A 26,686-nucleotide genomic window follows, 5' to 3' on the forward strand; every position below is an offset into this window, starting at 1 on the left:
AACAAACAATAAAAATTATTGAATTCAAAATTTTTATTGAATTCTGACCAATGCCTTCCGCATTCACAAATCATTGGCTGCGGACTGAAGACTGAAGACTAATAACTAAGCCTGAAATCTAAAATCTAAAATCTAAAATCTAAAATTAAGTAGGTGGGCTGGCATGGCTGGAGGTATTTATCTGATTCAGGACGACGACAGGCTGGTAGAAATGATGGAACAGCCCTACGACTCGGAAGACCAGTTACAAGACTTGCTAGTAACTTATCCCAATTTGATCGCGGGAGACCAAATCGATCGGGCGACGCCGCGCAGGTGGCTGTTAATTTCGCGGGAAGCTGCACCCAGCGATGAGGAAACAGCGGTGCAGTGGTCGCTGGATCATTTGTTTCTCGACCAAAATGCCGTTCCTACTTTGGTGGATGTCCGGCGAACTCCTAATGCCGAACTGCGGCAAAAAGTGTTGGGTCAGTCGATCGACTATGCTGCTAATGCGTTGTTTTACTGGCCCATCGATTCAATTATTGCTCTGTTTGAAGCTAATTGTCGCGATCGGGGTCGCGATCCCGAACAGATTTTTGAAGAGTTTCTCGGCGCAAATGCTAATGAAGAAAGATTTTGGCAGAAGGTTAAAACTAATTTGCAAGCGGGTAAAGTTCGCTTAGTGTTTGTAGCTGACGAGATTTCCGCTGAAATGCGCCGAGTTGTGGAATTTCTCAACGAACAAATGGACCCGGTTGAAGTTTTGGCCCTGGAAATTAAGCAGTATGTCAGTGAAGACGGTCTGAGAACATTGGTTCCCAGAGTGATCGGTCAGACAGCCGAAGCACAGCAGAAAAAATCCAGCGCAACGCGCGAAAGAAGGCGCTGGGATGAATCTTCATTTTTTGCGGAAATCAAAGCTAGACGAGGCGCGGACGAGGCGCAAATGGCAAAAGCTATTTACCGGTGGGCAAAAAGTCAAGAACCCGAAGTTCAAATCCATTGGGGAACGGGGGACGCCTACGGCGGTTTCGCCGCTCAATTGCCTCAAAAGGGAAGAAAACCCTATCAGTTATTCACTGTAGATATTGCTGGCAGAATGGAGATTTCTGCTGATAATTACGGTTCCCAGCCGCCGTTTAATGCGGAACAGAATTGGCTGGAATTGAGAAGTAAACTGAGTTCGATCGGTCTGTCGCTACCTATAGAACCGGGCGAGAGAAGGTCGCCGAGTCTGGCTTTGTTTACTTTGCAAGACGAATCGGATCTCAAGCAAGTTATAGAAACTTTTGATTGGGTGATTGAGCAAATTCAAACGTTATAGTCATTAGTCATTTGTAGGGTGCGTCCGAGTAAGTTATAGATTGATATAATAAGGGTTTGGGCTTCTGACACACCCTACCCTATGTGCTGGGTAGTATGTATATGCCCGGTTCAGTGTCTGGCCCAGGCAGAATTTCACGGCTGCTTTTAACACCTTTACTTTCGCACAGATTTGCAAACGATTCTAAACCCTCTAATCTGGCTGAAAGTTCACTCAACCCATCCAAATATTCAGCTACAGCAATTTGGCGATGTGTCCATGTTTGATCAAATTTAGCAGAACTATAGGACATTTCAAACTCTACATCAACATAATTTTTTTTGCCTCGGATTTGGTCAGGAGATAAAGTGCGATCGCTTGGTGATATTTCCGTAATTCGTTCTACTCGTTCTGAGGTAATATGGTTCTTAAACCGAGAATTAGTAAAGCGATAAGCAGTAGATAGATAAGTGTTTTCATCATTGATTAGTGCCTTACCCCATCTTTCCGCGACTTGTTTAAATTGGGGGATTTGTAACGCCAGTAATTCTTTAGCTTCTTGATGTTTCCCTATTTCTAAGAGAAGATTGGCTTCTGTTGCTATGGCTACAGCCCAACCTTGAATAGAAACATCAGCATTAAGCATAATTTCAGCATCTAATTCTGGAGTAGCTTGCATGGCTTGATTACTGAGAAATAATCCCACACGGGAAGCTGTTTTAATGGCCGATCTCGGTGATTCATCAGGAAAACGAGAACGATCGTCAAGTTCAGCTTTTAAAGCAGCTATTTCTTGAATTAGCATGGCTTGATGAAGATGGGAAATAGCTTTAGCAAGGCTTTTTTGCTTTTGGCGGCTGTCTTCTACCAATAAATACAGATATGCCAATTGTCCAGAGATAATATCTAAGCGATTATCAACCCGATTTAACCTATATTCAACTCGATTAAATCCTTCTTCCATGCGATTCTCAATCCGATTTAAGCCAGCTTCAACACGGTTAAAGCCTTCTTCCATTGACTGTTGAATGTGACCTAAAGTTTTTTGTACTTGGTGCAGTTTATAGCCCATATAGGCAAAGCCAGCAATACTGACACCAAGGTTTAAAACGCTTGCGCCCGCAGCAATTTGACTTAGCCCCATCACTGAGGATAAGGTTTTTTCAATACCGATTAATTTACCCTCGACACCTATTAATTTATGATAGTTAAGCCCATGACCAATAACATCAATTCCTGCCACAATGGGAGAAAAGGGAACAGTCATCAGTTTGCTAGTCAGTCCGGGAGTTTCGGCTAAATGGCGGACAATTTGACCACCATTTACAGTTCCCGCAGCCCATCTAATAACGCTTCCATAGCGTTGCATGGAACCATCAAGTAAACCCTTGATAATTTCTGGATTTTTAACTAAAAGAGTGGCATCAATCAGCATTTTATTTTATCTTGTTTAGCGATTATAAACTTCAAGGTTTTCATAAGCTTCTATTTGCAATCTATCAGACACTTTAACCTCACCTGCTAAATCAGCTAATTTACGAAAAGCATCATATCTATCGAGTTGATTGACATTAGGCTTAAATCCTTCGTCATCTTGCTTGAGTTTAATCTCAACCAAGTAAATGTTATATTCTGATTCTGCTCCTTTGGCGACTGAATACTTATTGATATTAGCTCTTTTCTGAGAAAGTTCAGTTTCAGATCCTAGCCATAAATATCTCGTAATTTGGTAAAGTTGTTCTCCCTCACTAACATCAATATGATTTTTGTCTTTTAGCGGTTCAAGGAACTCTACTTGTGAGGCAGAAATAACTAAAACTAAAACCTGTTTAGTATTTTCCTGAGCTATAGGAATTTCACCTGGCGTAAATGAAGGATTACTAACAGATTCTATACGTTCTCTAGTTGGCAGTTGTGATGGTTCATCTTGTTGCTTCTTGAGACAAAGGGCTACTGCTGATCCTACTAGCCCTAAAACAATTAATAAAACTTCCATTTTTCAACTCCTGAATTTCATTAGGTTTAAAACTTGCTTCACTGACGAAAAATCTCTTGTAACTTTTCACAATCTGCTGTTGCATGATCTTTTTTAACTTCAAACTCACGCCAAAACTGTTTTTCTTGGTCAAAATTGCCCTCAATAATACTTGATTGTTGCTGCAAAGCACGTTCAGCTAGATTAGTAATCTCATCAACGGATTCTTTAAAGATATCGCTAACATAATTTAACCATTGGAGAATCCACTCACGCAAAATATCCCACAAACTCGCTTTCCCTTTTTCAATTCCACTTGACCATTGTTTTGCCATTAAGCCGGGAGACGGAAGGAAAAGTTCGATGTATTCAACATCTTGGGTAATATCACGAGTTACTGCTTCTTGGTAAGTACGAGTTACAGGCCGTGTTTGTGTTCTCGTTTTTGTTGTTTTCAAGCAAGACCCTTCCTGATAAGATTCTTCATAGTTCTCCTGTTCTGTTTTGGTGCGTGTTTCGTCTTCTGTTTTTTGTCCAACTACTTCGGTTTGTTTAGAACGGTTTTGCGTGATATTATTATCTGGAAATTCAAAAAATCTTTCTGGTAAAGTTGGCAAGTTTTGAGCTAACTTTTTGCGTAAATTACTGATGGCTGCTTTTTCAAGATTAATCGAAGAAAAATTGCCCTCGGTCAGAAAAACCTTTAGTTTCTTAACTTGTTCATCAACTAATGATTCTAAAACTTGTTCAAACTGTTTTGCTTTTGATTGTAGAAAAAACTCTGCCCTTGCAGATAAAGCTTCTCTCATAGTGTGATATAGCAAGCGAACATAGCGTTCATCATGTTCAAGTTCTTTTTTGCCATTATCATCATCAGCCCGTATACGCTTAACTAAGTATTCTGAGTCGGAAGAAAATTTAGTGAGTCTTCGACTAACATGATCATAGGCTTTAGAAATATGTTCAGCTAATGGAGGGGATGTCACTTCCCCTAGTTTATCTCTGAGTTCAAAAGCTCCTTGATTATTTTTAAAAGCATCAAGAACAGGAACAATTAAAACTTTAATTAAATCTCCTTCTACTTCTCGAACAGCATCATAAATCGGCTCAAATCCCTTACGCCCTTTTTTTTCAGCATCTTGTACAAGTTGATCATTAGTCGTAGGGTTGTTTTTCTTAAGCTTTTCGATTAATCCCTTAATTTCACCATTAAATCCTTTGCCAATTGTTTTTATGTTTTCCTGTAAATTTTGACGAATTTTAGCAAGGTTATCTCTTTCTTGTTCAACCTGCTTTTGATTGTAAATTTTTCTGGTTTGAATGAGAATTTCCAGAGATTGTGCTAAAGCCTTGTAATTGGCGAATACTTCCAACAATGCAGGAAGTATTACCAGTTCTGAAAATGATTCTTGAACCCGTCCACGGAAGCAATCCCAAAGTTCTCTACCTCCACTCCATTCTAAAGAATAGTGGAGAATTTGCCGCATGGTTTCATCATCAATAGCCTCATTGTCTTCTACCCGCTCATCAATATCGCCAAACCACTTCTTTAAATTGCGGTTCTCCTTAGTATTTAATCTAATAACTCCCGCACAGTCTTGAAACATAGCTTTAAGGAGTTTTAACCGTATCTCCTGACTCATCACTGACGGTTCGTTAAAAGCTCCTGAACCCCAAGCACACTGAGCATAATATAAAAGACGAGCATTAAAAGGCAGAACATCAGGAAGTTCTGGAAGCGATAAGACCTCTTTAATTTCTTCTCTTAACTTATCAATCCGCTCTGATAGAGGTAAATCATCGGCTCCTCGGTTATCGACCCGATTTAAGATAAAAATCATCGAATCTGTGCGACCTTGTAGATATTCGACAACTTTCTTTAATTCTTCTAATAAGCGTTTTCTGTGCTCATCATCTACCTGCATATAGTCCAAAGCCACTAAACTAAAAGCTTTATTAACTTGCTTTTGGATAGTTGCTAAGTTAGCCCGGTCTTGAACTGATTTCAATCCCGGTAAATCAATCAATTCAACTCCGATTCCGTTGGGTAAACCCAGTAAAGAAGCATCACAAGCAGGTAAAAGAGGAACATGAGCTGTTATTTGTGGCGCAACATACTCACGCTTTTTCCGCGCCGCGTGATAGGAGTGCATCACGGTGCTAATTCGCTGGTATAAATCCTCATCGCTTAATCCCGTCCATTCACCAGCCTCCCAAGCAGCATCTTCCGTTTCGGCAATCATTAATCTCGGTTCTTGAGAATGTTTGATGGTTAATACACCCCCACTCATTTCTCCGGCTTCAATCGGTGCGATTTTTCGACCAATCAGCGCGTTAACAATCGTTGACTTTCCAGAGGAAGTTGTGCCCAGAGTAGCAATCCGAAAACTAGGATTTTCTAGGCGTTGGACGGCTTCTTGATAAACAGTTAAAAAATCCTGTAGGCAAGATTGAATCCCCGAATCAGCAAAAACATCCGGGGACGATTTGACTAAGCTAGAGACTGAGTTGCCTAATTCTTGTAAAAGGTTGCGCGTGTTGTTTAACTTAGATTCAATTACAGGCATGGCAAAAATGCTTCCTTAATGATCTTTGTTAAGTATAACTAACGAGACACGGCATCGCAACTCGTACATCCACGGATGTTTTAAACCTTCCCACAAAATAAAGAGTCACTCTTAAATCAACTTGTAGAGTGCCTCGGAGATTGATTATTTCAATTTTAACAGGTTTATTCGGCTTCGGGGCACCCTACGCACTAAGCTGTCCCGCATCTTGCGTTATATTTTTCGGGCGGGCGGGACACCCCACAATAATTTCATCAAACTTGACTGTACAATTTGTATGCGCCTGAGCTTGTTAATCTCATTATTATGTTTAGGGGCTAATGGGTGTCACCTTCAACATAATAATGAGTTGATGCAGAGTGAGCGACCGATCGCCAATTACCAATGACCAATGACTATTGATAGCGAATGTTTGCTTGTTTCAAGCGCCGCAGGGCTTCTCCCAGTCGATCGCAATCTGCAATTAAACTAATTCTCACATATCCTTCGCCGCCCGGCCCAAAAGCATTGCCAGGAGTCACCACAACACCAGTTTGCTGCAAAACATTCAGGGCAAAATCAGTCGAACTCATGCCCGGAGTGCAGGGAACCCAAAGATACATTGCAGCCAGAGGTTTGGGAATATTCCATCCTAATTCTGCCAATCCTTCTACCATGAAATCCCGGCGAGTCCTGTAACGATTCTGCACTTCGTCCAAGTAACTGTCGGGCAATTGCAGTGCTGTTTCTGCTGCTGTTTGCAATGCGGAAAATATACCGTAATCTAGGTTAGTTTTTAATGTCCGCAAACCTTGAATAATTTTGCTATTTCCTACTACAAAACCGACGCGCCAGCCGGCCATATTGTAGGTTTTGGACATGGTGTGAAATTCGACACCGATTTCTTTACCGCCGGGAATTTCTAATAAACTTGTCGGTTGATAGCCGTCAAAGGCTAATTCCGCATAACACAAGTCGTGAACCAGCAAGATTTGATGTTTGTGTGCGAAAGCAACAATATCTTTGTAAAATTCGCGGGGTGCAGTTGCTCCAGTCGGATTGCTGGGATAATTAAAGTAGAGTATTTTGGCTTGTTCCGCTACGCTGTCGGGAATGTCGGCTAAGTCAATTACCCAGTCATTTTCTGGTTTGAGGATGATGTTGTGAACTTTTGCACCGGCGATAATCGGGCCGCGAAATAATACGGGATAAGCGGGACTCGGTACTAAGATTACGTCCCCTGGATTGATATAGGCGATCGCAAAATGTGCTAAACCTTCTTTAGAACCCAACAAAGGCAATGCTTCGCTTTCTGGATCGAGTTCAACGTTGTAGCGGCGGCTGTACCATTTAGTAATAGTACGGCGGAAACTGGCAGTTCCTTCAAAGGGTGGATAGCCGTGATTGGCAGAATTTTGGATGGCTGCGACAGCCGCTTCTACTACTGGTTGAGGAGTGGCACCGTCGGGGTTTCCCATTCCTAAGTCTATTAAATCGAGTCCTTGTTCGCGGGCGCGGGCTTTGAGTTCGTCGAGACGGGCAAATACGTAGGGCGGTAGTTTTTGCAACCTGTCAGCAGGGCTAATCCAATCCAAGGTCATTTATTTTTTGTCAGTTGTCAGTTTTCCTGGTTTGTAGTAAGGACTTTCGTCCTTGCTAGCACAGCTTTTTCAGGACTTTAGTCCTTACTACAAACTGTTTTAATTCTTAATCTTTAATTCTCCCACAGGTGCGGTGGTAGAAACCATCGCGGCCATTAATTGTTGGGGAACAACTTTAAAAGGCAGTCGGTGGATGTCGGAATTGGGATTGCAGGCTATGTCGGCGGCGCGCTGCAATTCTGTGATGGTAATGTCTCCGAGTCCGAGGTTTTCTAAAGTTTGGGGCAATCCAATCTCGGCGTAGAATTTTAGCAGTTGCTGTCTGGCGCTAGCGGCGAGTTGATTGTTTTGCAGCATTTCTTCTAGTCGCAGTTGTACTAAAATGCCGTATGCGACTTTTTCGCCGTGCAATGTGCCGTGACTTGCTAATAGATGAGTTAGGCCGTTGTGGACGGCGTGGGCGGCGACGGTGCGGCATTGGGCACCGCCAATCCCACCGATTACTCCTGCTAGCAATACGGCTGCATCTGTGACTTCTTGCCAGGTTTCGCTACCGGGTTCTTTGAGGGCGGCGGCTGATTTTTGGAATAAAATATCGCGCAGTATTCTAGCTTGTTGGACGGCCGAAATTATCAGGGTTTGTTCGGAGTGTCCGCTGCTGACAGATGCTTCGTACCATTTGGCGATCGCATCTCCAATTCCTGCTACTAATGTCCGCTGCGGTGCGGTTTGAATTAAGCCGTAGTCGAGTATTAATAAGTCGGGACATCTGGCTAATGTGACATCGTATTGGAATGCACCTTGTTCTGAATAAATGTTAGAAAGGGCTGTCCAAGCGGCACAGGTGGCTGCTGATGTGGGTATGGTGACGATCGGGATTTTGCACTGATGGGCGACGAGTTTGGCTGCGTCTAAGGCTTTGCCGCCGCCGACACCGATGATGAAGTCGGCTTGATGGGTTTGGGCTGCTTCGCGGAGGGTTTCGAGGCTGGTTTCGCTGCAATCCTTGCCGTAGGCTGTTTCGGCGGATTTTAACTGCTGCTGTTCGAGGATTGGTTGCAGGTAGGGTTGGGCGGCGGCGAGGGAGTTGCTGCCGCCGACGATTAGCGGCCGCTTTCCGAAACGGGCGATCGCATCTCCGGCTTGTGCGATCGCCGATCGACCTCGCAATACACAGGCGGGAGCAATTGTCAAGGCATGAATTGCTGTTGCGGTGGCGGTTTTGGTGCTTTGGGTTTGAGTCATCGAACCACTGGATAAGTGACGAGAAGGTTGACGCTTTGCAGGATTGCTGGATTTTATAGGATAACTCTAACCCATGTTGGGCGATCGGGTAAGTTTTGTAAAGTTTTTATTAAGTATTGTGCGGGGTTGGGGGATGGGAGGGGGGAGGTGAGGGGCGATTCGGTATAGACTCATATGAAGCTCCAATTGCATTCATGCGATCGTGCTTCACGAACATATCTGCGTTTATCTGCGTTTATCTGCCTGAATCTGCGGTAGATCGATCGATATCAAATTCACTCTAAAGATATTTAGTTCTAGAGACAAATGAATAATAAAGAACCTTGGCTTGCCGTTAATTTGTCTAGACTTCTGCCAGGTATCGGACAGATTTATGCTGGAAAGCCTCTCAAGGGATACATCATTTTATTGAGTTCTTTCCTCTTATTTGGAATCGGAGGTTGGTTCACCCTTAGTTCTCCGGGTAATGTTATAGTCGGCATTGTCATCTTAGCGATCGCAGGGCTAATATTACCAATTTGGAATTTATTTGATGCTTACCATTCAGCAAGAAGTGGGAATTCTACAGAGTTTGAAGTTGCTCGAAAGCAAAGCAAAGATGCCTGGTTGGCTGTTTTTTGGTCTGGATTTGTTCCTGGGCTAGGCCATGTTTATCTCAAGCAATGGTTATCTAGCATGATTTTTTTCGCTGTTTTTATTGCGGTTGCGATCGCAGCAGCTTCAAAAAATCCGACGATCGCTCTGCTTGCAGGGCTATCGCAAACTGCATTAGTTTTGATTGCTTTCTACCATGTTTATGTTTCTGCTCCCGTGCGGCGAGAGCGATCGCGTCGGACAGTGATGCTATTTATCGCAGGATTTATCAGTATCTCAGTTGTGCTTTCTGCAATTTTAGCGATCGCGATCCGACAATTTATAGCTGAAGCACGATACATTACTTCAGGTTCGATGCAGCCTACTTTACAAATAAACGATCGACTGATAATTAACAAACTGGCTTATCGATTTCGCGCACCCGAACGGGGTGACATTGTTATATTTTCGCCTACAGAAGCTTTGCAGAGGAAAAATATCCGCGATGCCATTATTCAGCGCATTATTGGACTACCGGGCGATAAAGTCGAAGTTAAATCTGGGCAGGTATACATCAACGATCTGCCATTGGATGAAACTTATATCAGCGATCGACCAAAATATCAATGGGGGCCGCAGATAGTTGCACCTAACTCTTATTTTGTTTTGGGCGATAACCGCAATAACAGTTATGACAGCAGCTATTGGGGTTTTGTACCGCGCGAAAACATCATTGGGAAGGCAACTCAACGATATTATCCGTTCGATCGGGCTGGTTCGATCGCAGGCAAATAACGAGTTTGAACAAAGAGCTTTAGAATTGAGGCTTAACATACAAATCCCAGACTCGTTTCACTTCTGCTGCATCCGGTTGAGAAATTTGCCCAATTTTTCCTAGCAATAAAGACTTTTCCAAACAATCTAATCTAGACAAGCGTACTGTGGAAGCAACGCGCAAACCGCTAGCAGACCAATCGTTAAGAAATACATCAGTTTGGCTGCGGGGTTTGGCAGAGGTGACGGCGGCTGCTACCACATCCTCGCCATCCAACCATAGCAAAAGTATGGGGCGTGGTTTAGAGTCTGCGCCGTTTGTAAAAGGAATCTTTGCCACCCAAAAATCACCAGGTTCAATAGTCGTCATAAAGTCCTTCGTCTTCGGGTGCGTAGCTGTTCAAAAAAGCTTCGTGACTGCGAGTAATGGTTGAATCAATTAAAAAGTCTTCGCTGTTGACTACAAAAAACTCTCTTAATTGGGCAGCGGTTAAATCTTCTTGGGTTGTTATCTCTACAAACGGTTTTAGTATTTGAGGGGATTCTAATACGCAACTCAAAAACTCAATAAACGAGCGCTTGGGATGCGATGGCTCTGTTTGCAAAATATTGGACTCAGAACTTTCATTTGGTGACTGTTTTACTTGTGCTTGATGTACAAGAAATTGCACAAAATCCAGAACTTCCTGTCGCTTTTCTGTGGGAAGCAGTTGCAGATTTTCTAATAAAGTTTTTTCGAGATTTCCGAGTCTCAAAAAATTCACTGGGTATGTAAAAGTTTGTGCTGGTTGGTTCATGGGAGTTTTACACTAACAGTAAAATTAATTTACTTATAAAATTATAGCTGACTCGATCGCTCTGCGGGCGATCGCCATTACCAATCAATGTCTTTGATTTCAACAGCGATTTTATGCCATTCTTTTTCGGCATTGAAAAACTTTTCTGCTCCTAAGTCGGCTTTCAAAAGAGTCTGCTCTAACACTAAGACTAAAGGATCATCCGTAATTGTCCATCCGTCTTTTTCGAGGGTGCGACGCAGGGAGAAATGTAAATTATCACGTCTAGACATTAGATATTCCAGAATTTAGGTTAGGAAAGATAAACACGAATCTCTTGAACTCCCATGTCTTGTGATGTCGCTGATGATGCAAATAAATAGTCTAGTCTGTAATAAAGATAACTTTTTCAAGTGCGACGAGTAAGATGTTTGAGTCGGATGGTGCGCCGAACTCGATTAAGAAAAGGAGATTCCGACGGGGGTAAAAAGGGGTTGACATACCTGAGTAATTTGCGGTATTCTTCCATTATATCAGGTATTGTACCGCAACTGCAAGAGAATTATAAGTTAAGTCGCTAAACCTGGGTTGAGATAGTAGCTTGAAGGTATCAGTTGAGCATTGAAGGTTCAACTGGGGAACACTGTGTATGACTGTGTTGAATTGTCACCATGAATCCTAGACAACTTGAGCAAGATCTGGAATTGCCGAACATTACAGCATCATTAGTTGCTTATCGTAATGCTGCACAGAAGAGTAAGTGGTACATTCGCTTTTTTGTTCCGGGTCCTGATGGAAGATATACACCTGGAGTGTCTGTTGTATCCAGTTCCAGGGTTCCTAAATTGGTAAGCGATCTTAAAAAAGCGCACCAGAAAATGGAATTTCTTCAACAACAGAAATATTCAGGAAGATTTTCAGAAGATTTTGTCCTGAGCGGTGAAGTTAGTGAGACTTTAGCCGTGACAGTCTCTAGTGAAACATCACACTTCCTATTTTGGAGCTATAAAAAGACAAGGTTGCACTTCTTGGTTTCAAGTAAGACCAACACATTTAGTACGTCTTTCGACTCAGATGATGTCAAAATGGTCATAAGCATACTATCTTTAGCAGAAGACTTGGCAGCTAAACTTATTAATCAGCTAGAGAGTTGAAGAGCAGTAGCCAGAAGCCTTTCGCTGCAGTTGATGATGGTTGTAACAGAATTTGTGGGATTATGATTTCTGTGCAATTAGCCTTCTTGCCTTCATGCCAACGAATGATTCTGACCTACAAATCCAAGCACGAAGAATTCTAGACGCGATTGCTTTTATTCCTTTTGAGCAATGTCAACCCTTGACCCGTGGGTTTGAGACCATTCCTGCGCGTCCTGGCATTTATGCAATCAGGCACAGAACTGATGGATTGCTCTACATCGGTAAAACCAAGAGCTTACGAGGTCGCTTCAGTGGTGGGCACAAAGCTTTTTTGTGGGCATGGCTCGATAAATATAGCGCTGAAGACATACGGATTGCAGTACAGACAATTTCTCACTGGCAGAACCCTGCGTTACTATTGGAGCTAGAAGCCATCATTCTAAGAGCTACTGAACCCCCTTACAACGTCCAAATTCCAACTGAGATGTAAAGCCATGCAAGCCAAACTTCAAGAGCAACTTTCCCTCGCTGATGCCGAAGTTATTTTAGGACGTTTTCCTGAACGAATTCGTGCTGCCCTAATTGCTCGTGCTGCTGAAATTGAATATCCAATCGAAGCAGTCATTGAGATGGCGATCGCTAGTTTCCTTGACACAGAGGCATTAGGTTTTGCAGATTGCAAACCAGGACGCGGACAATAACAGCGTCAACTGGCGATCGCCGCGGTCTAACAACCCGGTTGGAGCGGACTACCGAAAGATATTGGTGGTGATGCAAAAGTTATTTCTAGCCGCTCAACCGGAACCTTGCTTTTGGCTGCAACAATGCTTCTAAATTATCTGCCAGTGTTTAAGATTAAGCTATTCACCTCTAATTGCTGGAGTTCAGTCTATGAGAAAGCCACAAACTGTTAAAGCTTTGGAAGACCTAGGACGGGTTCAACTCTCTAAGAGTTTTTTCATGCGTGAGTTTCTTTATTCAGAAATCTCTCAAATTGAAGGTATCCCTAACATTCCTAGCGATCCTGACTTGGCGATCGCAGCAGGAAAGAATTTGTGTGAGAGGGTGCTTGAACCAATTCAAGATGCGCTTGGTCGGATTAGTATCCGTTCAGCCTATCGTTCTTGTGCGGTGAACGCCAAAGGAGCAGAGAATAAAAATCAGTACAACTGTGCCAGTAATGAGTCCAACTATGCACAACATATCTGGGACGTAAAAGATTCAGATGGGTATATGGGAGCAACAGTATGTATTGTTGTTACATCATTCATCCCTTACTATGAACGCACTCAAGATTGGACAGCATTGGCATGGTGGATACATGACCACATTGATGCTTATGCAGAAATGACATTTTTCCCAAACTATGCAGCGTTCAACATTAGGTGGAGCGAGAATCCTAATGTTTCAAAGAAAATTTCTAGCTATGTACAAAACCCGCATACTGGTAAGAATAGCGGGTATTTGACAAAGGAAGGGATGGATAATTTCTTAGGTTTGCACGAGCAGTTTTACCAAGAATTTATCGATCGCTGACTAACCATGTCCTTGAACTTCTATGCGATAGTTGTAGCCCTGTTCAGTCAGAAACAGTTGCCGGTGTCGGGCAAAATCCTCCTCGCAAGTTTGTAGCGATACTAATGTATAAAAGCTGGCATTGTGTCCGTCGGATTTCGGGCGGAGAATTCGTCCGAGGCGCTGCGCTTCTTCTTGGCGAGAACCATACTTTCCCGATACTTGAATTAACACATCGGCATCGGGTAAATCGACGGCAAAATTGCCCACGCGAGATAGAATTAATCCGGGAATCTCTTTGTGACGGAATGCTTCGTATAACCGATCGCGATCAGCCTGTTTTGTCTTCCCCGTAATCAGAGGCAATTCGGTCATTTTGGCGATCGCATCTAACTGTTCGAGATACTCACCGATAATTAAAATACGGTGTCCCGCCTCCTTTTGCAACAAACTTTGCACCACATCCAACTTCGCTGGATTTTCCGCAGCAATGCGAAACTGATTGCGGCGGGGCGCTAGGGCATATTCCATTTTTTCCGCCTCATTTTGGGCGACGCGGATTTCCGTACAATTGGCAGTGGCAATAAATCCCTGTCCTTCCAATTCGCGCCAAGGTACGTCATAGCGCTTCGGCCCAATCAACGTGAATACATCCCCTTCTTTCCCGTCTTCGCGAATCAATGTCGCAGTTAAACCTAACCTGCGTCGTGCTTGTAATTCAGCGGTGATCCGAAATATCGGTGCAGGTAATAGATGGACTTCATCATAAATAATCAATCCCCACGATTCCGCATTAAACAACTCGAAATGCGGGAATTCATCATCTTTATTCGATCGATAACTTAGCATTTGGTAAGTCGATAGGGTGACAGCAGCCGTCTGTTTGGTGACACTGCTGTACTCAGCGATCGCATCCTCAGTTAAACTCGTTTTGTCTAATATTTCCCTGCGCCACTGGTGCACTGAAGTCAAACTGCTGGTGAGGATGAGTGTCTTTTGCTTTACCAAACTCATTGCTAACATCCCGACTATGGTTTTACCAGCGCCGCACGGTAGGACGATCGTCCCGCTTCCACCTTTTACCTCCCCGTCCTGATAGAATGCCTCTGCTGCTTCTTGTTGATAAGCGCGCAACTTAAAGGGCAAGTCCGCTAAAGTACGATCGCGCAAAGAAATCCCTAATTCGGCACCCTCGACATATCCAGCCAAATCTTCTGCCGGATAGCCCACCGCTAGTAAAGCTTGCTTGAGTACGCCGCGATTCCCGGCATCGACTTGAAAGCAAAGATCCGAGATGCGCTTGCCCAACATTGGTTTGACGCGATCGTCCCGTACCAGCAATTCCGCTAGCGGCAAATCGGCAATTCGCAGTTGTAAATCGGGGCTAGCCGCATCGATTCTTTCAATTACAGTTAATCCATACCGCGCCCCCAACAGTTCAATTTCCTGCGCTACGGACTCAGGAATGGGATACTTGGCATAGTTTCGCAAAGCTGCGATCGCCTCTTCAACTGGCATTCCCGCCGCCCGCGCATTCCACACGCTGAGGGGCGTGATGCGATAGGTGTGGATGTGTTCGGGACTTTTGATTAATTCGGCAAAGGGGGCGATCGCTTCTCGCGCCTGTTGTGCTGTGGGTGCGTGAACTTCTAGTAAGATCGATCGGTCGCTTTGCACGATCAAAGCATTTTCGGGAACGTAATTCATAGGTTGTTGCGATCGCAAATAATATCAATTCCGGTTGCACCGGAATGATTGTTGACTGTTGACTGTTGACTGTTGACTCGATTTTATGATTCCGATGCAACCGGAAACGATATAAAAGGCAGATAAATACAGAGAATTTTAATTGGTTTTAGATAATTGTAGGGGTGAAGCAGTAGGGCGATTGTCCCTGCAATAAATTTCAGGATTTGTATCCGACTGCTTCACCTTGGCGCGAGTGCGATCGATACCACGGGACACTATCTTCTACCAATTTTAAACGAAATAACAGTATTCTTGTCCCCCCCCTTTGCAAGGGGGGGCTAGGGGGGGTCAAAGAGTGTTGCACGATTTTAGAGAAAAAGTATTACTATTTATCCCGCTGGGGCAAGACGTAGCCGATCTGCCGCAGGGCGTTGCGAAATTTAGTTTCCTGGAATAATGGAACTGCCAAAGTACGATCGCCCGCTAGCTGACAGAATTTTTTGGTACGGGAATCATTGGCAATCAACACTGCTAAATGGGCGTTAGCACATTCAATTAACTTAGCAGTTCCTAAGTCTTGCAAACTATTCGATCGTTCTGTAACATCCCTCAGAAATTGCTGTACGGTTTCCGGTAGCGGTTCGATACTTCTTGTCTCTAAAACTTCTTTAAATTCTGCTAGCGGGTATCCGGCTTCAATGGCGGTAAATAGCTTTTGTCGGTCGAGTTGCCAGACGACATCTGAAACTTTTTTAGCATAGAGATCGAGGACGATCGCATCTGATGTCGCGATGCCTTCTCCTGCTACAACAATATCTAAATTGGGCAGTACCCGGAGTGTTTGACGGAACTCAATTGCTGGCGGAGTGTAATTGTGAGTCAATCCCAAACAGTAAGCCCCCAAAGCTGTCAGGCGAAAAGAAATTAAGCCGTCGTAGCGGCTGAGAAATCTCAAATCGTCCGTTCCCCAAAGATCGTCAAAATCGCTGGGTACGAGGGACGGATCGGCATAGGCAACATCAATTATTCCCAGGGTAGCAACATACTCAAACAACAGGCAGCGCATATATCTTTCTTGCAGGATATGCCAATCGTGACTGCCGGAATATCCTAAGTTACCGTACCCAAATTCAGAAATATAAAGATTGTCGGGATCGCGCGTTACTTCAAACCGATTCCCCGTTGCCAACATATACCTGCTAAATTCGCTAAACAGAACCCATTTACCGACAGGACATTCTGCTAGCCTTGAGGCGATCGCCTCTCTCCGCCCCGCCGTCGCTGTCATGCCGCGCGCGCCCTTGCCGGTTTGTCCTTTAATCGCATCAATGCGGCGAAATTCATCAAAAGTGTTTGTTTTTAACCAGCGCTTCCATGCTGTCTGTAATCCTTTGGCAGGTGATTCTTGCAAAGCTTTCTGTCCCGCTTTGGTCAAAACTAGCTTTTTGCCTGATTGTTCGGCGAATTTGCTCGCTTGGGCGATCGCGGCCCAAGCAAAGGATTTGATGTTACCAACCTCGTAGAATATATCGCCCTTTTCCAAAGTAGCTTTGCGCTGTTCGTCGTTATAAAAATCACCCCCTTGCAATACAGCGGCGATCGCTTTCAGAGTTGCGGCACCAGGTAATGCGGTTTTCTCACTAACGGCAACTTTGCCCGACTGAATCAGACGCAAAACTGCTTCCAAATCCTTTGGGGCTGCCCGTTCCATTTCAAAAATAGTCAAGGGAAGTTCGTACTCGGATACCTCTCTTTTAGATGTACGAAAGTTATGTTTTTCTACACGAACTATAAAATTATCTGGCAGTACATCGCCAACTACATTTAAGGAATTTCCTTGAGGTTTTGGCACAAACTTCAGCAATTTTTCTTCCAGATCGTAGGGTATCGCAGTGCCGTAGAAGAACAAGCACAGTAGGGATGGTTCTCGGTTGTATCCATAGCGATCGCTTGTTCCCCAGTTTGGTTGTTGTCCGTATTTCGCCACAAATACATCGGCATCATAGCCACCACCTGACCCATGTATAACTTCCGCTACGGCTGCTTTTTGCAGGTCGTCTAATTGCGCCCAAACTTGCTTGAGTTTTTCTCCCTGCATTTGCTCTTTAATCCCAGCAACCAGGTCAGCTTTGCGGGTTAATTTACGATGGCCCGACAACAGTGCATACAGCTTTTTTAAATCTTCAACAATTATTCCTTCGAGTGCCTCTTGGAGGGTAGGAACATCATCTATGGTTTGGTAACGCGGCATAATTTTTGGCAATTCGCCTGCTGCAAAATTGTTTGTGCTACCAACTATAACAACTTTTCCCGATTTGTAATTTGAATTTTTGTTACAAATTCCAGAAGTCTGGTTTAATATTTATTGTTAAACAGACGCTATTTTTATCTGATAACTTACAAAATTAGACGCTTTAAAAAACTCGGAATTACACCACTACTCTAGAACGTAGAGTGCGTCGCTACCAACAATCTCCAAGCAGCTTCAATATCTCGTGGCGACGCACCATACAATTAGTTGAGAGAAAATGACAGAGTGTAACTAGCACTTCCTCGTTCTGTACCTACATCTATTTGATATTTTCCAGTTTTGGAAACCACTCCCGACCATATTTTTGAATTTGTAATAATCGTCTTTTTGTTCGAGTCTATGACTTTAAACACAGCATTATTTTCAAGTGATTTGACATTGACTTTGATGTTTTGCCCTTTTTTAACTGCGACAAAATAACTATTGAAAGTGCCAGGCACTACTCTTTCTTTTTTTACTTCCGCTGAACGAACACCTTCTAGAAACTCAGTTTGCTCTTTTTGTACAGCAGCTAAAACAGTAGATATTTCTGAGATAGTTGGGGTGGTAATTAGGTTAGATAAGGCTTTGACTGAAGCCGGAAAAATCAGCGATGCACTTAAGCCGATCGTCAAAATATTGATCGGTAAATTGAAAAATTTTGCTAGTGTTTTCATGGAGTTTAACACTTTTGTGAAATTGATTTACTTGTACGATTATAGCTGAAGGGATCTGTCTGCGTGCGATCGCCCTTGCCGAGCGACTAATTTTAGCTTTGGCAAACTGTCAAGCGATTTGAGATTGGAGATTTTAGCTTGAAGCCTAAGATGTGGGATAATTTTGTACGATCGGGACTTACGCATTACTGTAAAGTTGCCTGCGGGCGCCCAAAAGTAAGATCGCCCGTCAACCGTGTTACCAAAAAAATTGCCAGTCCAGGACGCACAAAAACCTTCAGAAACCGGGTTCCTTGACAAAAAACTACACTTTCAAACAGATTCCCTGACAAGAAACCCGGTTTCTGACCAACTGTGCGTAAGTTCTGTTTGCACAATTCCTAATTATCACAAACCAGACGATATGACTCAACACCCAACCATCAGCTACCGCACCGAAAGCGACTCGATGGGAGACAAACAAATCCCATCTAATGTTTATTACGGCATCCAAACCCTGCGGGCAGTTGAAAACTTTCCGATCAGCGGCATTAAGCCTTTATCAACATACGTTGATGCTTGTGTTTTAATTAAAAAAGCAACGGCGATCGCCAATGGCGAACTCGGCTGCATTCCCCAAGACATCAGTCAAGCAATTGTCCAAGCAGCAGATGAAATCCTAGCGGGCAAATTGCGCGACCAATTTGTAGTTGATGTCTACCAAGCCGGGGCCGGAACTTCTCACCACATGAATGTTAATGAAGTTCTTTCAAATCGCGCTTTGGAAATTATGGGCGATGAAAAAGGCAACTACAAGCGCGTCAGTCCTAACGATCATGTAAACTACGGTCAATCGACAAATGATGTGATTCCGACTGCGATTCGGATCGGCGGATTGTTGGCCTTAGAAAAAACTCTGTTTCCGGCTTTGTCGGAGGCCGTAGTCGCCCTAGAAAACAAAGCAGAAGAATTCAAAGATATTGTTAAATCCGGCCGCACTCACCTGCAAGATGCTGTGCCGGTTCGACTCGGCGATACCTTCGGCGCTTGGGCGCAAATTCTGAAAGAACATACCTTGAGAATTGACAGGGCATCCGATGATTTGACATCCCTGGGATTGGGGGGAAGTGCGGCAGGAACAGGCTTAAATACTCATCCTGAATACTGTCAAAAAGTTGCTGAAATTCTCTCAGAATTAATCGACCAACCCCTGAAACCAGCAAGGCATTTAATGGCAGCTATGCAGAGTATGGCGCCGTTTGTAAATGTCTCCGGTGCACTGCGAAATCTCGCTCAGGATTGCGTTAAAATCTCCCACGACTTGCGTTTGATGGACTCCGGGCCGAAAACGGGTTTGAAAGAAATTCAACTGCCTCCCGTGCAACCGGGTTCGTCAATTATGCCGGGAAAATACAATCCTGTGATGGCAGAAATGACATCGATGGTGTGTTTTCAAGTTATGGGTTACGATAGCGCGATCGCCCTGGCAGCCCAAGCGGGACAATTAGAATTGAACGTGATGATGCCCCTGATTGCCTACAATCTCATTCACAGCATCGAAATTTTAGGCAATACCATCAGCGCGCTGACTGCACAATGCCTCGAAAAAATTGAAGCTAAGGGCGATCGGTGTCTTGCTTATGCTGAAGGTAGTCTCGCCCTCGTTACCGCCCTCAACACTCACATCGGCTATCTCAACGCTGCCGCCGTCGCCAAAGAATCTCTAGAAACCGGCAAATCTTTGCGGCAAATTGTGCTAGAACGGGGTTTAATGAGTGCAGAAGACTTGGCAAAAGTTCTAGATTTAGAAAAAATGAGTGCGATGCCAACATCTTCTGCTAACGTATAGGCGATCGCAGGAATCAGCTAGAAACTAGAAGGCTGAACTCGATTTAATTCTGCCTTCTGTCTTCTAAGTGCTGCCCGATCGCTGTCACAGGTTAAAGTTAAACAATTCAGAATTCATTTTTTTTAGATTTAATTCTGAATTTTTTTTATAGTCTAAAGTTGGGGAGCAAGATTTATGCGCGCAGGTTCTTTTGCCAAATTAAGTCAAGATAAAGAGAACACAACTCAAGTGACATTTCATTATGTGGAAGGTCAGGCTGAAACTTTCACTATTCCGATGCCTGCACAAGAATTCCAAGAGGAAGTGCTGACTTTGTTAAATCAACCTTGGTTGACTTTCCATTTAGCAGATCAAACGGTTTTTATCTGCACGTCCAGGGTGGTAAAAGTCGAAGTAAAACCTGCTATCCCTGAACTGCAAGGTCAAGGAATATTCTCTAACTCGCTGCGAGTTAGTACCATGCAGCGGGCTGCTGTTGGTAGATTGCCGATGAATAGTTAGGCTTCATTTGTATTGAGATGATTGTTGGTAACGCAGGCGCAGAGCACCCTGCTTAGGGTGTTCCGTGCCTGCGTTACATTGAGATTATTCCCGATCGATAACCAAGTACAAATTAATTCATAATTATGTCTGCTGTTAGTTTAATTCAGGCCAATTCATACGATCGCCAAATTTTGCAAACATCTTTAGAAAGTTTGCTCGCGCCCTTGGGCGGAATCTCGGCTTTTGTCAAATCGGGCGATCGGGTTTTACTCAAACCCAATCTCCTCACCGGTTCTCGCCCTACAAAAGAATGTGTCACCCGCCCAGAATTGGTTTACTGCGTCGCTAAAATGGTCGTGGAAGCGGGAGGAAAACCGTTTTTAGGTGATAGTCCGGCTTTTGGCAGCGCGATGGGTGTAGCCAAAGCCAACGGTTATTTGCCGCTGTTGGAAGAACTGAATTTGCCAGTAGTTGAGTTTCAAGGAAAACGCTACGAAACTGTCAGCGAAGATTTCAATCATCTGCGAATTAGCAAAGAAGCAATGGAAGCAGATGTAGTGATTAATTTGCCCAAACTCAAATCTCACGTTCAATTAACGGTGACAATGGGCGTGAAAAATTTGTTCGGCTGCGTCCCCGGCAAAATGAAGGCTTGGTGGCACATGGAAGCTGGCAAAGATAGCGCCCGATTCGGTGAAATGCTGGTAGAAACTGCCCGGGCAATTAACCCAAATCTGACGATTCTGGATGGTATTATCGGTCACGAAGGTAACGGGCCAAGCGGCGGCGAACCTAAGTTTTTAGGAATTTTGGCTGCCTCTGATGATGTGTTTGCTTTGGACAGAACTTTAGTTGAAATCATTAATGCCGATCCGGCGGCGGTTCCCACTGTAGCTGCGGCGATGAGATTGGGGCTGTGCTCGAATTTAGAGGCGGTTGATTTTCCGCTTTTGCAGCCGGAAAATCTCAAGGTTTTGGATTGGAAGTTGCCCGAAAGCATGATGCCGATCGACTTTGGTATGCCCCGCGTGGTGAAGTCGGCTTTCAAGCACCTTTATATCCGGTTTATTAAAGAAAAGTTCAGCATCAAGGCTTCGCATTAGCCAAGAGAGAAGGGGTAAAATTTCTTTTTTTATTCCTTCTCCTTCGCCTTGAATTGTAAAGAAATATTATTATGTTACAACATATCTATTATTATGTTACAACATATCTATTTATGTAAACTTTTAATAAATTTGTTATAACTCTATGGTTTAAGTAGGTAGGCCGGATTAAACCGCATAATGCAACACTATGTAAACAGGTTTAAGTCAGCCAGTAGAGAGCATTTGGAGACTTGGCCATCGTTTATATAGGGGCGTTTTTTCGCGCCGACTTACTTAAAGCATGGGTCTCGCCGTATTCGGCACTCGCGCTCATTCTTGCCAGGTAGAAGCTGTTAGCGGATTTTACTTAAGTAGAAATACTTATAACGACTCTTATTTTAACCAAATTAACCCTAAAATTGCGCTTTTCTTTATAATTAACCCCTAAATTATAAAGATTGAGTAAAGCTGAGAAAAGGTTATTGACACTTATACGTAGATCGCAGATGATTGCGACATATCAAACAGGCATCACTTTAAATAATAAAGGTCTAATTCAGTTGCTGACTCTATATAAAGTATTAGATATCTCCGAAACAGAGTCTGAAATGCTTCTCGTATCAGGCGGCGACATTTAAATTCGACCGATGTCTGTTATATCGATCGACAGCCCTTGTCAAGTACCACAAAGATTCACTACCGCATCAACAGTAAAAATTTAGTTAGAATCAGGAAGTACCTAACTTATGCTTACTAATCACAATCTGACCATCCTACAGCCCCTCAAAGCAAAGCTTTTGCCAAACGGTGAAGTTTTACTCACCCGCAAATTGATTGAAGCAGTTGTTGAGTTAGCCAAGTATTGGTCGGGTTCCATTACGGTGATGATGGAAGGAACCCAAGAAGACAACGAACAGATGGATTCAAGAATATTTAAACTTGATGAATTGCCATTCAAACTGGAAGTAGTTTCTTTTGATCGAATCACCCCTGCTTTACTACATCAGCATCAGAGTTCGCTGGTATTGGCAGCCCCGGAACACAGACAGAACCATATCAGTCAAGTGTGTAAAATAGCGGGAGTACCGTGTATTTACGTTTCCGAATACAGTCTGAAAACCCGCAAACAGATCGTGAATGTGAGTACGAGCAATCCCTTTATCCGCTTGCGAAGACTTCTTTGGACTTACAGTCAGGAAAAGAAGCAGCGCAAGGCGATCGCAATGGCAGATGGATTGCAGTCCAACGGCACCCCTACCTACCAAGAATACAAGCATATTAATCGCAATCCACTGTTTTTCTTTGACACGCGGATTAGCGAGGATATGTTAGCAACTGAAGCTGACATTGAACGGCGCACTGAAAACCGCTCTCAAGATATGCCTCTGCGGCTGGTATTCTCAGGTCGCCTAATTAAGATGAAAGGAGCCGATCATTTACTTGAGGTAGCTAAAGAACTCAAACAACTGAAGGTGCAATTTGAAATGTTCATCAGTGGTACTGGTGAATTAGAAGAGATGATGCACCAGCAAATAGCTGCCAATCAACTTAATGATTGCGTGAAAATGCTCGGAGTGCCTGACTTTAAAACAGAGTTTTTCCCCTTTGTGAAGAACAATATTGATTTGTTTGTTTGCTGTCACCGGCAGGGCGATCCTTCTTGTACTTACATAGAAACTATGTCCTGTGGCGTGCCGATTGTTGGATATGCTAACGAAGCATTCCAGGGAATTGCAGAAATGTCGGAGACAGGATGGGTTGTGCCAATGAATCAGCCTAAACAGATCGCGAAGAAAATTGCAGAACTCAGCCACAACCGGGAAGAAATTAAATCGATGTCGTTCAAGTCGGTGAAGTTTGCTCGACAGCACACATTTGAGAAGACTTTTCAAGCTCGCGTAAAACATATGCAGGCTATTGCCTACTCAACGCGGCCTCATCAAGTCACCGAAAGTCAAGTATGTGATGCTCCAGATATGGTTTTGGCGTAAAGTCAACTGCCTTAAGAATCCTTCTGCCTGTGATTGAGACAGGTTTCATTAAGGTAGCCGCGGAAATCGCAGGTTTTGTAAAGGCAAAGGTTGAGGTGAGCGATCGCCATTAGATTTAGATGTTTTTTTCAAACTTAATAGCATCAAACTCGAAGGGGCGATCGCACTTCTTCCATAGGTTCTCAAGTCTCCTTTAACCGGTTACATTTTCTTGGCAACTACCAGAGCCCACAGCAACTCTAAACCATCGAGGGACCAACTCATTGTCGTTTTCACCTGAACTGGCAAAAGTAACAGGGGTTCTAGTTTAAATCTTGTTAAATCAACGGCTTCATGATTTAGGTACAAATGCACAAATGCTTTTATTAGTATCATAGCCTAGAAGCTTACCCTGTTTATAACTTAATGTATACTTGAATTATTGCTGAATTATTGACTAGAGAAAAACTTACTCATATCATGTCCGATCGAGTGACCGCGATTAAAAGGGCGGGTTTTTGAGATTGTCAGTTATTGGCAGATATTTTTCGTGAGGGGAGCCCCTACCGTATTAGGGGTAATCGACCGGACATCATATAGCCTTTCTCAGATAGATGAGGTACAAGTTTAGATTTTAGATTTTAGATTTTAGATTTTAGATTGGAGGATTGAGGAATTGTTAATTAATTAGTAAATACCTCATCTTTATGAGAATCGCTATATCACCGCCCGCTCCCGGAAGGTGTAGTTTTTGAACTTGGTCTAAATCTTGGGTGCGATCGCTCTTTATAGGTAAACTAAAGTTAAAATAACAGAGAAAGACTTGACAGTGGAAGCATCTAGGAAGTAAGGCAGGGTGCATCACGTCACCAGCACTCCCAGATATAAATGTTTCTAAATTGCCCGTTGACCAACAGACTAAGGAATTACGGCTCTTCCGTACTTATTGTGATAATTTTTTAGGAAAATACCAAAAAAGTAATGCCCGTATTTCAAAATTTATCAAATTTCTAAATCCAACACCGCACCTTTTTAATAGCTTGAATTTAGTATTAATTCGCTCTACTATCCCATTAGTTGTTCTTTATGCAAAATACCCCCCAATCTCTCCCAACCATTTTTTGATTGTTTCTACACTCTTTTTATAAAATAGTTGTGCATTTTTTAACCAATAATATTTGTTTAGAGTTTGAGTTGCCGAGCGACATTGACACAAAGCCAGCGCCAAAATTTATCTAAACTAGCAAAAACCGCTGCGTCGGCTTGCTGAAAGTCTACAGTTACTGTGCGGTATCCACGATCGACTGCCGCGTGAATTATCTGCAGCATCAGCGAACTTTTGCCCATTTTTTGGGCAGCTTTAATGCGAACAAGACCTCCGGGTTTGCTAAGTTCTGCACAGGCTAGGGCTTCGGCCCCCGAGCGCTCAATATAAAATCGAGAGTCAAGCGGTATGGGGCCGCCGGGAAATTCTAGGTCGGCAACTGTTTGGATCGAGTTTGGTGATTTTTGGAGTCCTGCCATAGTCCTTGCACAAGGCGATACCCTGACTGTATCTTACCTTTGTCAGCTTAGGGGGTAGACCAGCGGTGTCCGAGATCGATCGACAATCCTACAAAATCTAAGTTTTTAGGGACTTCCCGGAACTGACTTTGCTATAGTAGTGTCACTTTAACCAATCTCAAAACCCTGCTTCAACACGGCTCTGCAGACCGACAAAAATTCGACGGTAGCCCAGACGCGATCGTTCTTGGCTTTTACCTGAAAAATAACTCGTCGGTCGTCGAGGTCGCGCAGGAAGAGCCCCTATCTAAGGAGAAATAATCATTGTCACGCCGCTACCTGTTTACCTCTGAATCGGTCACTGAAGGCCATCCCGATAAAATCTGCGATCAAATTTCAGATACGATTTTAGATGCCTTACTGACTGAAGACCCCAAAAGCCGCGTCGCAGCCGAAGTAGTCGTCAACACCGGCTTAATGCTGCTGACGGGCGAAATTACCACTAAAGCTCAGGTAAATTACATAGAATTAGCCCGGAAAAAAATAGCCGATATTGGCTACATCCACGCTGACAACGGGTTTTCTGCCAATAGTTGCTCAGTGTTGGTAGCTCTTGATTCTCAGTCTCCCGATATTGCTCAAGGGGTGAATACAGCCCACGAAAGCCGGGAACAATCGAGTGAAGAGGAATTAGACGCCATTGGTGCCGGCGACCAAGGCTTGATGTTCGGCTTTGCTTGCAACGAAACGCCGGAATTGATGCCTCTGCCGATCAGTTTAGCGCACCGGATTTGCCGTCAACTGGCCGCAGTCCGCAAAACCGGTCAGTTATCTTACCTGCGTCCCGACGGCAAAAGCCAAGTTACGGTGATTTACGAGGACGGCAAACCTGTTGGCATAGATACGATTTTAATTTCTACCCAGCACACCGAAACGATCGGCGACATCACAGAAACAGCCGCAGTTCAAGCCAAAATCAAAGAAGACCTTTGGACTGCAGTCGTCCAACCCGTGTTTGCCGATATTAGCGTGCAGCCGGATGCAGAAACTCGCTTCCTTGTCAACCCTACCGGCAAATTTGTGGTCGGCGGGCCTCAAGGAGATTCGGGTTTGACGGGCCGCAAAATTATTGTGGATACCTACGGCGGCTATTCCCGCCACGGCGGCGGCGCTTTTTCAGGGAAAGACCCCACCAAGGTAGACCGCAGCGCGGCTTATGCTTGTCGCTACGTTGCTAAAAATATCGTGGCCGCTGGTTTGGCCCAAAAGTGCGAAGTGCAGTTGAGTTATGCGATCGGCGTTGCGCGGCCTGTTAGCATGATGATCGAAACTTTTGGCACTGGAAAAGTTGATGACGATCGCCTTTTGGAAGTTGTGAAGCAGCATTTTGAACTGCGTCCTGCGGGAATCATTCAGGCATTTAACTTGCAGAATTTGCCTGCTGAAAGAGGCGGCCGTTTCTATCAAGATGTGGCGGCTTACGGTCACTTCGGACGCACTGATTTAGATTTGCCTTGGGAGGAAACTGATAAGGCGGAACTTTTGAAAGAAGCTTTGAGCCAGAAGTTGTCTGGAGTAGCTGGATAGTATAATTTTGGGGTGCGCGCAGCGCACCTTATCCATAAATAATATCGGGTGCTACCAATCAATATAGGGTGCGTACTCCGCACCTTATTCATAAATAATATTGGGTGTTATTCTGCCAATTTTATCCATAAATAATACCGGGTGCTAC

At 43.8% G+C, this 26,686-nt stretch carries 25 protein-coding genes; 12 read left to right on the forward strand and 13 right to left on the reverse strand.

What is annotated here, in order from left to right:
* Positions 1 to 163: 163 nt before the first annotated feature.
* Positions 164 to 1,306, forward strand: coding sequence for a hypothetical protein (locus tag OSC7112_RS10885; RefSeq protein WP_015175951.1), 1,143 nt, complete (start codon positions 164 to 166; stop codon positions 1,304 to 1,306).
* A gap of 79 nt (positions 1,307 to 1,385) precedes the next feature.
* Here OSC7112_RS10885 and OSC7112_RS10890 read toward each other — a convergent pair whose 3' ends face one another.
* From OSC7112_RS10890 to OSC7112_RS10910, 5 genes are all read right to left on the reverse strand, one after another.
* Positions 1,386 to 2,720, reverse strand: coding sequence for a hypothetical protein (locus OSC7112_RS10890; RefSeq protein WP_015175952.1), 1,335 nt, complete (start codon positions 2,718 to 2,720; stop codon positions 1,386 to 1,388).
* A gap of 15 nt (positions 2,721 to 2,735) precedes the next feature.
* On the reverse strand, positions 2,736 to 3,281 hold the full coding sequence (locus OSC7112_RS10895; protein ID WP_015175953.1) for a hypothetical protein: 546 nt from the start codon (positions 3,279 to 3,281) through the stop codon (positions 2,736 to 2,738).
* 38 nt (positions 3,282 to 3,319) lie between these two features.
* Positions 3,320 to 5,827, reverse strand: coding sequence for a dynamin family protein (locus OSC7112_RS10900; protein WP_015175954.1), 2,508 nt, complete (start codon positions 5,825 to 5,827; stop codon positions 3,320 to 3,322).
* A 395-nt stretch (positions 5,828 to 6,222) separates the two neighbouring features.
* A complete protein-coding gene (locus OSC7112_RS10905) occupies positions 6,223 to 7,407 on the reverse strand; it encodes an aspartate aminotransferase (RefSeq protein WP_015175955.1) in 1,185 nt (394 codons plus the stop codon).
* 99 nt (positions 7,408 to 7,506) lie between these two features.
* Positions 7,507 to 8,652: an iron-containing alcohol dehydrogenase family protein gene (locus OSC7112_RS10910; RefSeq protein ID WP_015175956.1), complete on the reverse strand. Its 1,146-nt coding sequence runs from the start codon at positions 8,650 to 8,652 to the stop codon at positions 7,507 to 7,509.
* A 306-nt stretch (positions 8,653 to 8,958) separates the two neighbouring features.
* On the opposite strand from OSC7112_RS10910, the gene lepB reads away from it, so the two are divergent.
* Positions 8,959 to 10,020 carry a signal peptidase I gene (gene lepB / locus OSC7112_RS42150; protein ID WP_015175957.1) on the forward strand — a complete coding sequence of 354 codons (1,062 nt, stop codon included), beginning with the start codon at positions 8,959 to 8,961 and terminating at the stop codon, positions 10,018 to 10,020.
* Positions 10,021 to 10,039: 19 nt separating this feature from the next.
* Here lepB and OSC7112_RS10920 read toward each other — a convergent pair whose 3' ends face one another.
* The 3 genes from OSC7112_RS10920 to OSC7112_RS10930 form a co-directional block, all read right to left on the reverse strand.
* Positions 10,040 to 10,369, reverse strand: coding sequence for a type II toxin-antitoxin system PemK/MazF family toxin (locus tag OSC7112_RS10920; protein ID WP_015175958.1), 330 nt, complete (start codon positions 10,367 to 10,369; stop codon positions 10,040 to 10,042).
* On the reverse strand, positions 10,356 to 10,796 hold the full coding sequence (locus OSC7112_RS10925; protein WP_015175959.1) for a DUF2281 domain-containing protein: 441 nt from the start codon (positions 10,794 to 10,796) through the stop codon (positions 10,356 to 10,358). The genes OSC7112_RS10920 and OSC7112_RS10925 overlap by 14 nt, the downstream gene beginning before the upstream one ends.
* A gap of 77 nt (positions 10,797 to 10,873) precedes the next feature.
* Positions 10,874 to 11,068, reverse strand: a complete 195-nt coding sequence (locus tag OSC7112_RS10930) for an element excision factor XisH family protein (RefSeq protein WP_041623044.1) — start codon at positions 11,066 to 11,068, stop codon at positions 10,874 to 10,876.
* Between the two features lie 378 nt (positions 11,069 to 11,446).
* Between OSC7112_RS10930 and OSC7112_RS10935 the strand changes: the two genes are divergently transcribed.
* From OSC7112_RS10935 to OSC7112_RS10950, 4 genes are all read left to right on the forward strand, one after another.
* Positions 11,447 to 11,929 carry a hypothetical protein gene (locus OSC7112_RS10935; RefSeq protein WP_015175960.1) on the forward strand — a complete coding sequence of 161 codons (483 nt, stop codon included), beginning with the start codon at positions 11,447 to 11,449 and terminating at the stop codon, positions 11,927 to 11,929.
* Positions 11,930 to 11,981: 52 nt separating this feature from the next.
* Complete coding sequence (locus OSC7112_RS10940) at positions 11,982 to 12,401, forward strand: GIY-YIG nuclease family protein (protein WP_223300809.1); 420 nt, start codon at positions 11,982 to 11,984, stop codon at positions 12,399 to 12,401.
* 4 nt (positions 12,402 to 12,405) lie between these two features.
* On the forward strand, positions 12,406 to 12,612 hold the full coding sequence (locus tag OSC7112_RS10945) for a hypothetical protein (protein WP_006631417.1): 207 nt from the start codon (positions 12,406 to 12,408) through the stop codon (positions 12,610 to 12,612).
* Positions 12,613 to 12,802: 190 nt separating this feature from the next.
* Positions 12,803 to 13,447: a hypothetical protein gene (locus tag OSC7112_RS10950; RefSeq protein ID WP_015175962.1), complete on the forward strand. Its 645-nt coding sequence runs from the start codon at positions 12,803 to 12,805 to the stop codon at positions 13,445 to 13,447.
* Here OSC7112_RS10950 and OSC7112_RS10955 read toward each other — a convergent pair whose 3' ends face one another.
* From OSC7112_RS10955 to OSC7112_RS34450, 3 genes are all read right to left on the reverse strand, one after another.
* Positions 13,448 to 15,133, reverse strand: coding sequence for a DNA repair helicase XPB (locus OSC7112_RS10955; RefSeq protein ID WP_015175963.1), 1,686 nt, complete (start codon positions 15,131 to 15,133; stop codon positions 13,448 to 13,450).
* A 367-nt stretch (positions 15,134 to 15,500) separates the two neighbouring features.
* Positions 15,501 to 17,366 carry a hypothetical protein gene (locus OSC7112_RS10960; protein WP_015175964.1) on the reverse strand — a complete coding sequence of 622 codons (1,866 nt, stop codon included), beginning with the start codon at positions 17,364 to 17,366 and terminating at the stop codon, positions 15,501 to 15,503.
* 263 nt (positions 17,367 to 17,629) lie between these two features.
* The gene (locus tag OSC7112_RS34450; RefSeq protein WP_015175965.1) at positions 17,630 to 18,082 is read right to left on the reverse strand and encodes a hypothetical protein; all 453 of its coding nucleotides are present in this window, start codon (positions 18,080 to 18,082) and stop codon (positions 17,630 to 17,632) included.
* Positions 18,083 to 18,485: 403 nt separating this feature from the next.
* Between OSC7112_RS34450 and OSC7112_RS10970 the strand changes: the two genes are divergently transcribed.
* The 5 genes from OSC7112_RS10970 to OSC7112_RS10985 all read left to right on the forward strand — a co-directional run bounded on the left by OSC7112_RS10970 (position 18,486) and on the right by OSC7112_RS10985 (position 23,469).
* Positions 18,486 to 19,910, forward strand: coding sequence for an aspartate ammonia-lyase (locus OSC7112_RS10970; protein WP_015175966.1), 1,425 nt, complete (start codon positions 18,486 to 18,488; stop codon positions 19,908 to 19,910).
* 174 nt (positions 19,911 to 20,084) lie between these two features.
* The gene (locus tag OSC7112_RS10975) at positions 20,085 to 20,411 is read left to right on the forward strand and encodes a hypothetical protein (protein ID WP_015175967.1); all 327 of its coding nucleotides are present in this window, start codon (positions 20,085 to 20,087) and stop codon (positions 20,409 to 20,411) included.
* 125 nt (positions 20,412 to 20,536) lie between these two features.
* Entirely contained in the window at positions 20,537 to 21,496 is a 960-nt protein-coding gene (locus OSC7112_RS10980; RefSeq protein WP_015175968.1) for an Npun_F2552 family protein, read from the forward strand.
* A gap of 488 nt (positions 21,497 to 21,984) precedes the next feature.
* On the forward strand, positions 21,985 to 22,116 hold the full coding sequence (locus OSC7112_RS41730) for a hypothetical protein (protein ID WP_015175969.1): 132 nt from the start codon (positions 21,985 to 21,987) through the stop codon (positions 22,114 to 22,116).
* Between the two features lie 108 nt (positions 22,117 to 22,224).
* Positions 22,225 to 23,469 (forward strand): glycosyltransferase, encoded by a 1,245-nt coding sequence (locus tag OSC7112_RS10985; protein WP_015175970.1) that lies wholly within the window; start codon positions 22,225 to 22,227, stop codon positions 23,467 to 23,469.
* 922 nt (positions 23,470 to 24,391) lie between these two features.
* Here OSC7112_RS10985 and OSC7112_RS38050 read toward each other — a convergent pair.
* Complete coding sequence (locus tag OSC7112_RS38050) at positions 24,392 to 24,517, reverse strand: transposase (protein WP_150111654.1); 126 nt, start codon at positions 24,515 to 24,517, stop codon at positions 24,392 to 24,394.
* Between the two features lie 113 nt (positions 24,518 to 24,630).
* On the reverse strand, positions 24,631 to 24,972 hold the full coding sequence (locus tag OSC7112_RS10990; RefSeq protein WP_041622477.1) for an AAA-like domain-containing protein: 342 nt from the start codon (positions 24,970 to 24,972) through the stop codon (positions 24,631 to 24,633).
* A gap of 303 nt (positions 24,973 to 25,275) precedes the next feature.
* Here OSC7112_RS10990 and metK point away from each other — a divergent pair, with 303 nt between their 5' ends.
* On the forward strand, positions 25,276 to 26,538 hold the full coding sequence (gene metK / locus OSC7112_RS10995) for a methionine adenosyltransferase (protein WP_015175972.1): 1,263 nt from the start codon (positions 25,276 to 25,278) through the stop codon (positions 26,536 to 26,538).
* Positions 26,539 to 26,686: the final 148 nt, after the last annotated feature.

Origin of the sequence: Oscillatoria nigro-viridis PCC 7112, assembly GCF_000317475.1 — a bacterium.
Taxonomy (GTDB): domain Bacteria; phylum Cyanobacteriota; class Cyanobacteriia; order Cyanobacteriales; family Microcoleaceae; genus Microcoleus; species Microcoleus nigroviridis.

What these genes read in the sequence shown, in the direction of transcription:
- OSC7112_RS10885 (WP_015175951.1), top strand. Translation starts at nt 164, where the DNA reads ATGGCTGGAGGTATTTATCTGATTCAGGACGACGACAGGCTGGTAGAA.
- OSC7112_RS10890 (WP_015175952.1), bottom strand. Translation starts at nt 2,720, where the DNA reads ATGCTGATTGATGCCACTCTTTTAGTTAAAAATCCAGAAATTATCAAG.
- OSC7112_RS10895 (WP_015175953.1), bottom strand. Translation starts at nt 3,281, where the DNA reads ATGGAAGTTTTATTAATTGTTTTAGGGCTAGTAGGATCAGCAGTAGCC.
- OSC7112_RS10900 (WP_015175954.1), bottom strand. Translation starts at nt 5,827, where the DNA reads ATGCCTGTAATTGAATCTAAGTTAAACAACACGCGCAACCTTTTACAA.
- OSC7112_RS10905 (WP_015175955.1), bottom strand. Translation starts at nt 7,407, where the DNA reads ATGACCTTGGATTGGATTAGCCCTGCTGACAGGTTGCAAAAACTACCG.
- OSC7112_RS10910 (WP_015175956.1), bottom strand. Translation starts at nt 8,652, where the DNA reads ATGACTCAAACCCAAAGCACCAAAACCGCCACCGCAACAGCAATTCAT.
- lepB (WP_015175957.1), top strand. Translation starts at nt 8,959, where the DNA reads ATGAATAATAAAGAACCTTGGCTTGCCGTTAATTTGTCTAGACTTCTG.
- OSC7112_RS10920 (WP_015175958.1), bottom strand. Translation starts at nt 10,369, where the DNA reads ATGACGACTATTGAACCTGGTGATTTTTGGGTGGCAAAGATTCCTTTT.
- OSC7112_RS10925 (WP_015175959.1), bottom strand. Translation starts at nt 10,796, where the DNA reads ATGAACCAACCAGCACAAACTTTTACATACCCAGTGAATTTTTTGAGA.
- OSC7112_RS10930 (WP_041623044.1), bottom strand. Translation starts at nt 11,068, where the DNA reads ATGTCTAGACGTGATAATTTACATTTCTCCCTGCGTCGCACCCTCGAA.
- OSC7112_RS10935 (WP_015175960.1), top strand. Translation starts at nt 11,447, where the DNA reads ATGAATCCTAGACAACTTGAGCAAGATCTGGAATTGCCGAACATTACA.
- OSC7112_RS10945 (WP_006631417.1), top strand. Translation starts at nt 12,406, where the DNA reads ATGCAAGCCAAACTTCAAGAGCAACTTTCCCTCGCTGATGCCGAAGTT.
- OSC7112_RS10950 (WP_015175962.1), top strand. Translation starts at nt 12,803, where the DNA reads ATGAGAAAGCCACAAACTGTTAAAGCTTTGGAAGACCTAGGACGGGTT.
- OSC7112_RS10955 (WP_015175963.1), bottom strand. Translation starts at nt 15,133, where the DNA reads ATGAATTACGTTCCCGAAAATGCTTTGATCGTGCAAAGCGACCGATCG.
- OSC7112_RS10960 (WP_015175964.1), bottom strand. Translation starts at nt 17,366, where the DNA reads ATGCCGCGTTACCAAACCATAGATGATGTTCCTACCCTCCAAGAGGCA.
- OSC7112_RS34450 (WP_015175965.1), bottom strand. Translation starts at nt 18,082, where the DNA reads ATGAAAACACTAGCAAAATTTTTCAATTTACCGATCAATATTTTGACG.
- OSC7112_RS10970 (WP_015175966.1), top strand. Translation starts at nt 18,486, where the DNA reads ATGACTCAACACCCAACCATCAGCTACCGCACCGAAAGCGACTCGATG.
- OSC7112_RS10975 (WP_015175967.1), top strand. Translation starts at nt 20,085, where the DNA reads ATGCGCGCAGGTTCTTTTGCCAAATTAAGTCAAGATAAAGAGAACACA.
- OSC7112_RS10980 (WP_015175968.1), top strand. Translation starts at nt 20,537, where the DNA reads ATGTCTGCTGTTAGTTTAATTCAGGCCAATTCATACGATCGCCAAATT.
- OSC7112_RS41730 (WP_015175969.1), top strand. Translation starts at nt 21,985, where the DNA reads ATGATTGCGACATATCAAACAGGCATCACTTTAAATAATAAAGGTCTA.
- OSC7112_RS10985 (WP_015175970.1), top strand. Translation starts at nt 22,225, where the DNA reads ATGCTTACTAATCACAATCTGACCATCCTACAGCCCCTCAAAGCAAAG.
- OSC7112_RS10990 (WP_041622477.1), bottom strand. Translation starts at nt 24,972, where the DNA reads ATGGCAGGACTCCAAAAATCACCAAACTCGATCCAAACAGTTGCCGAC.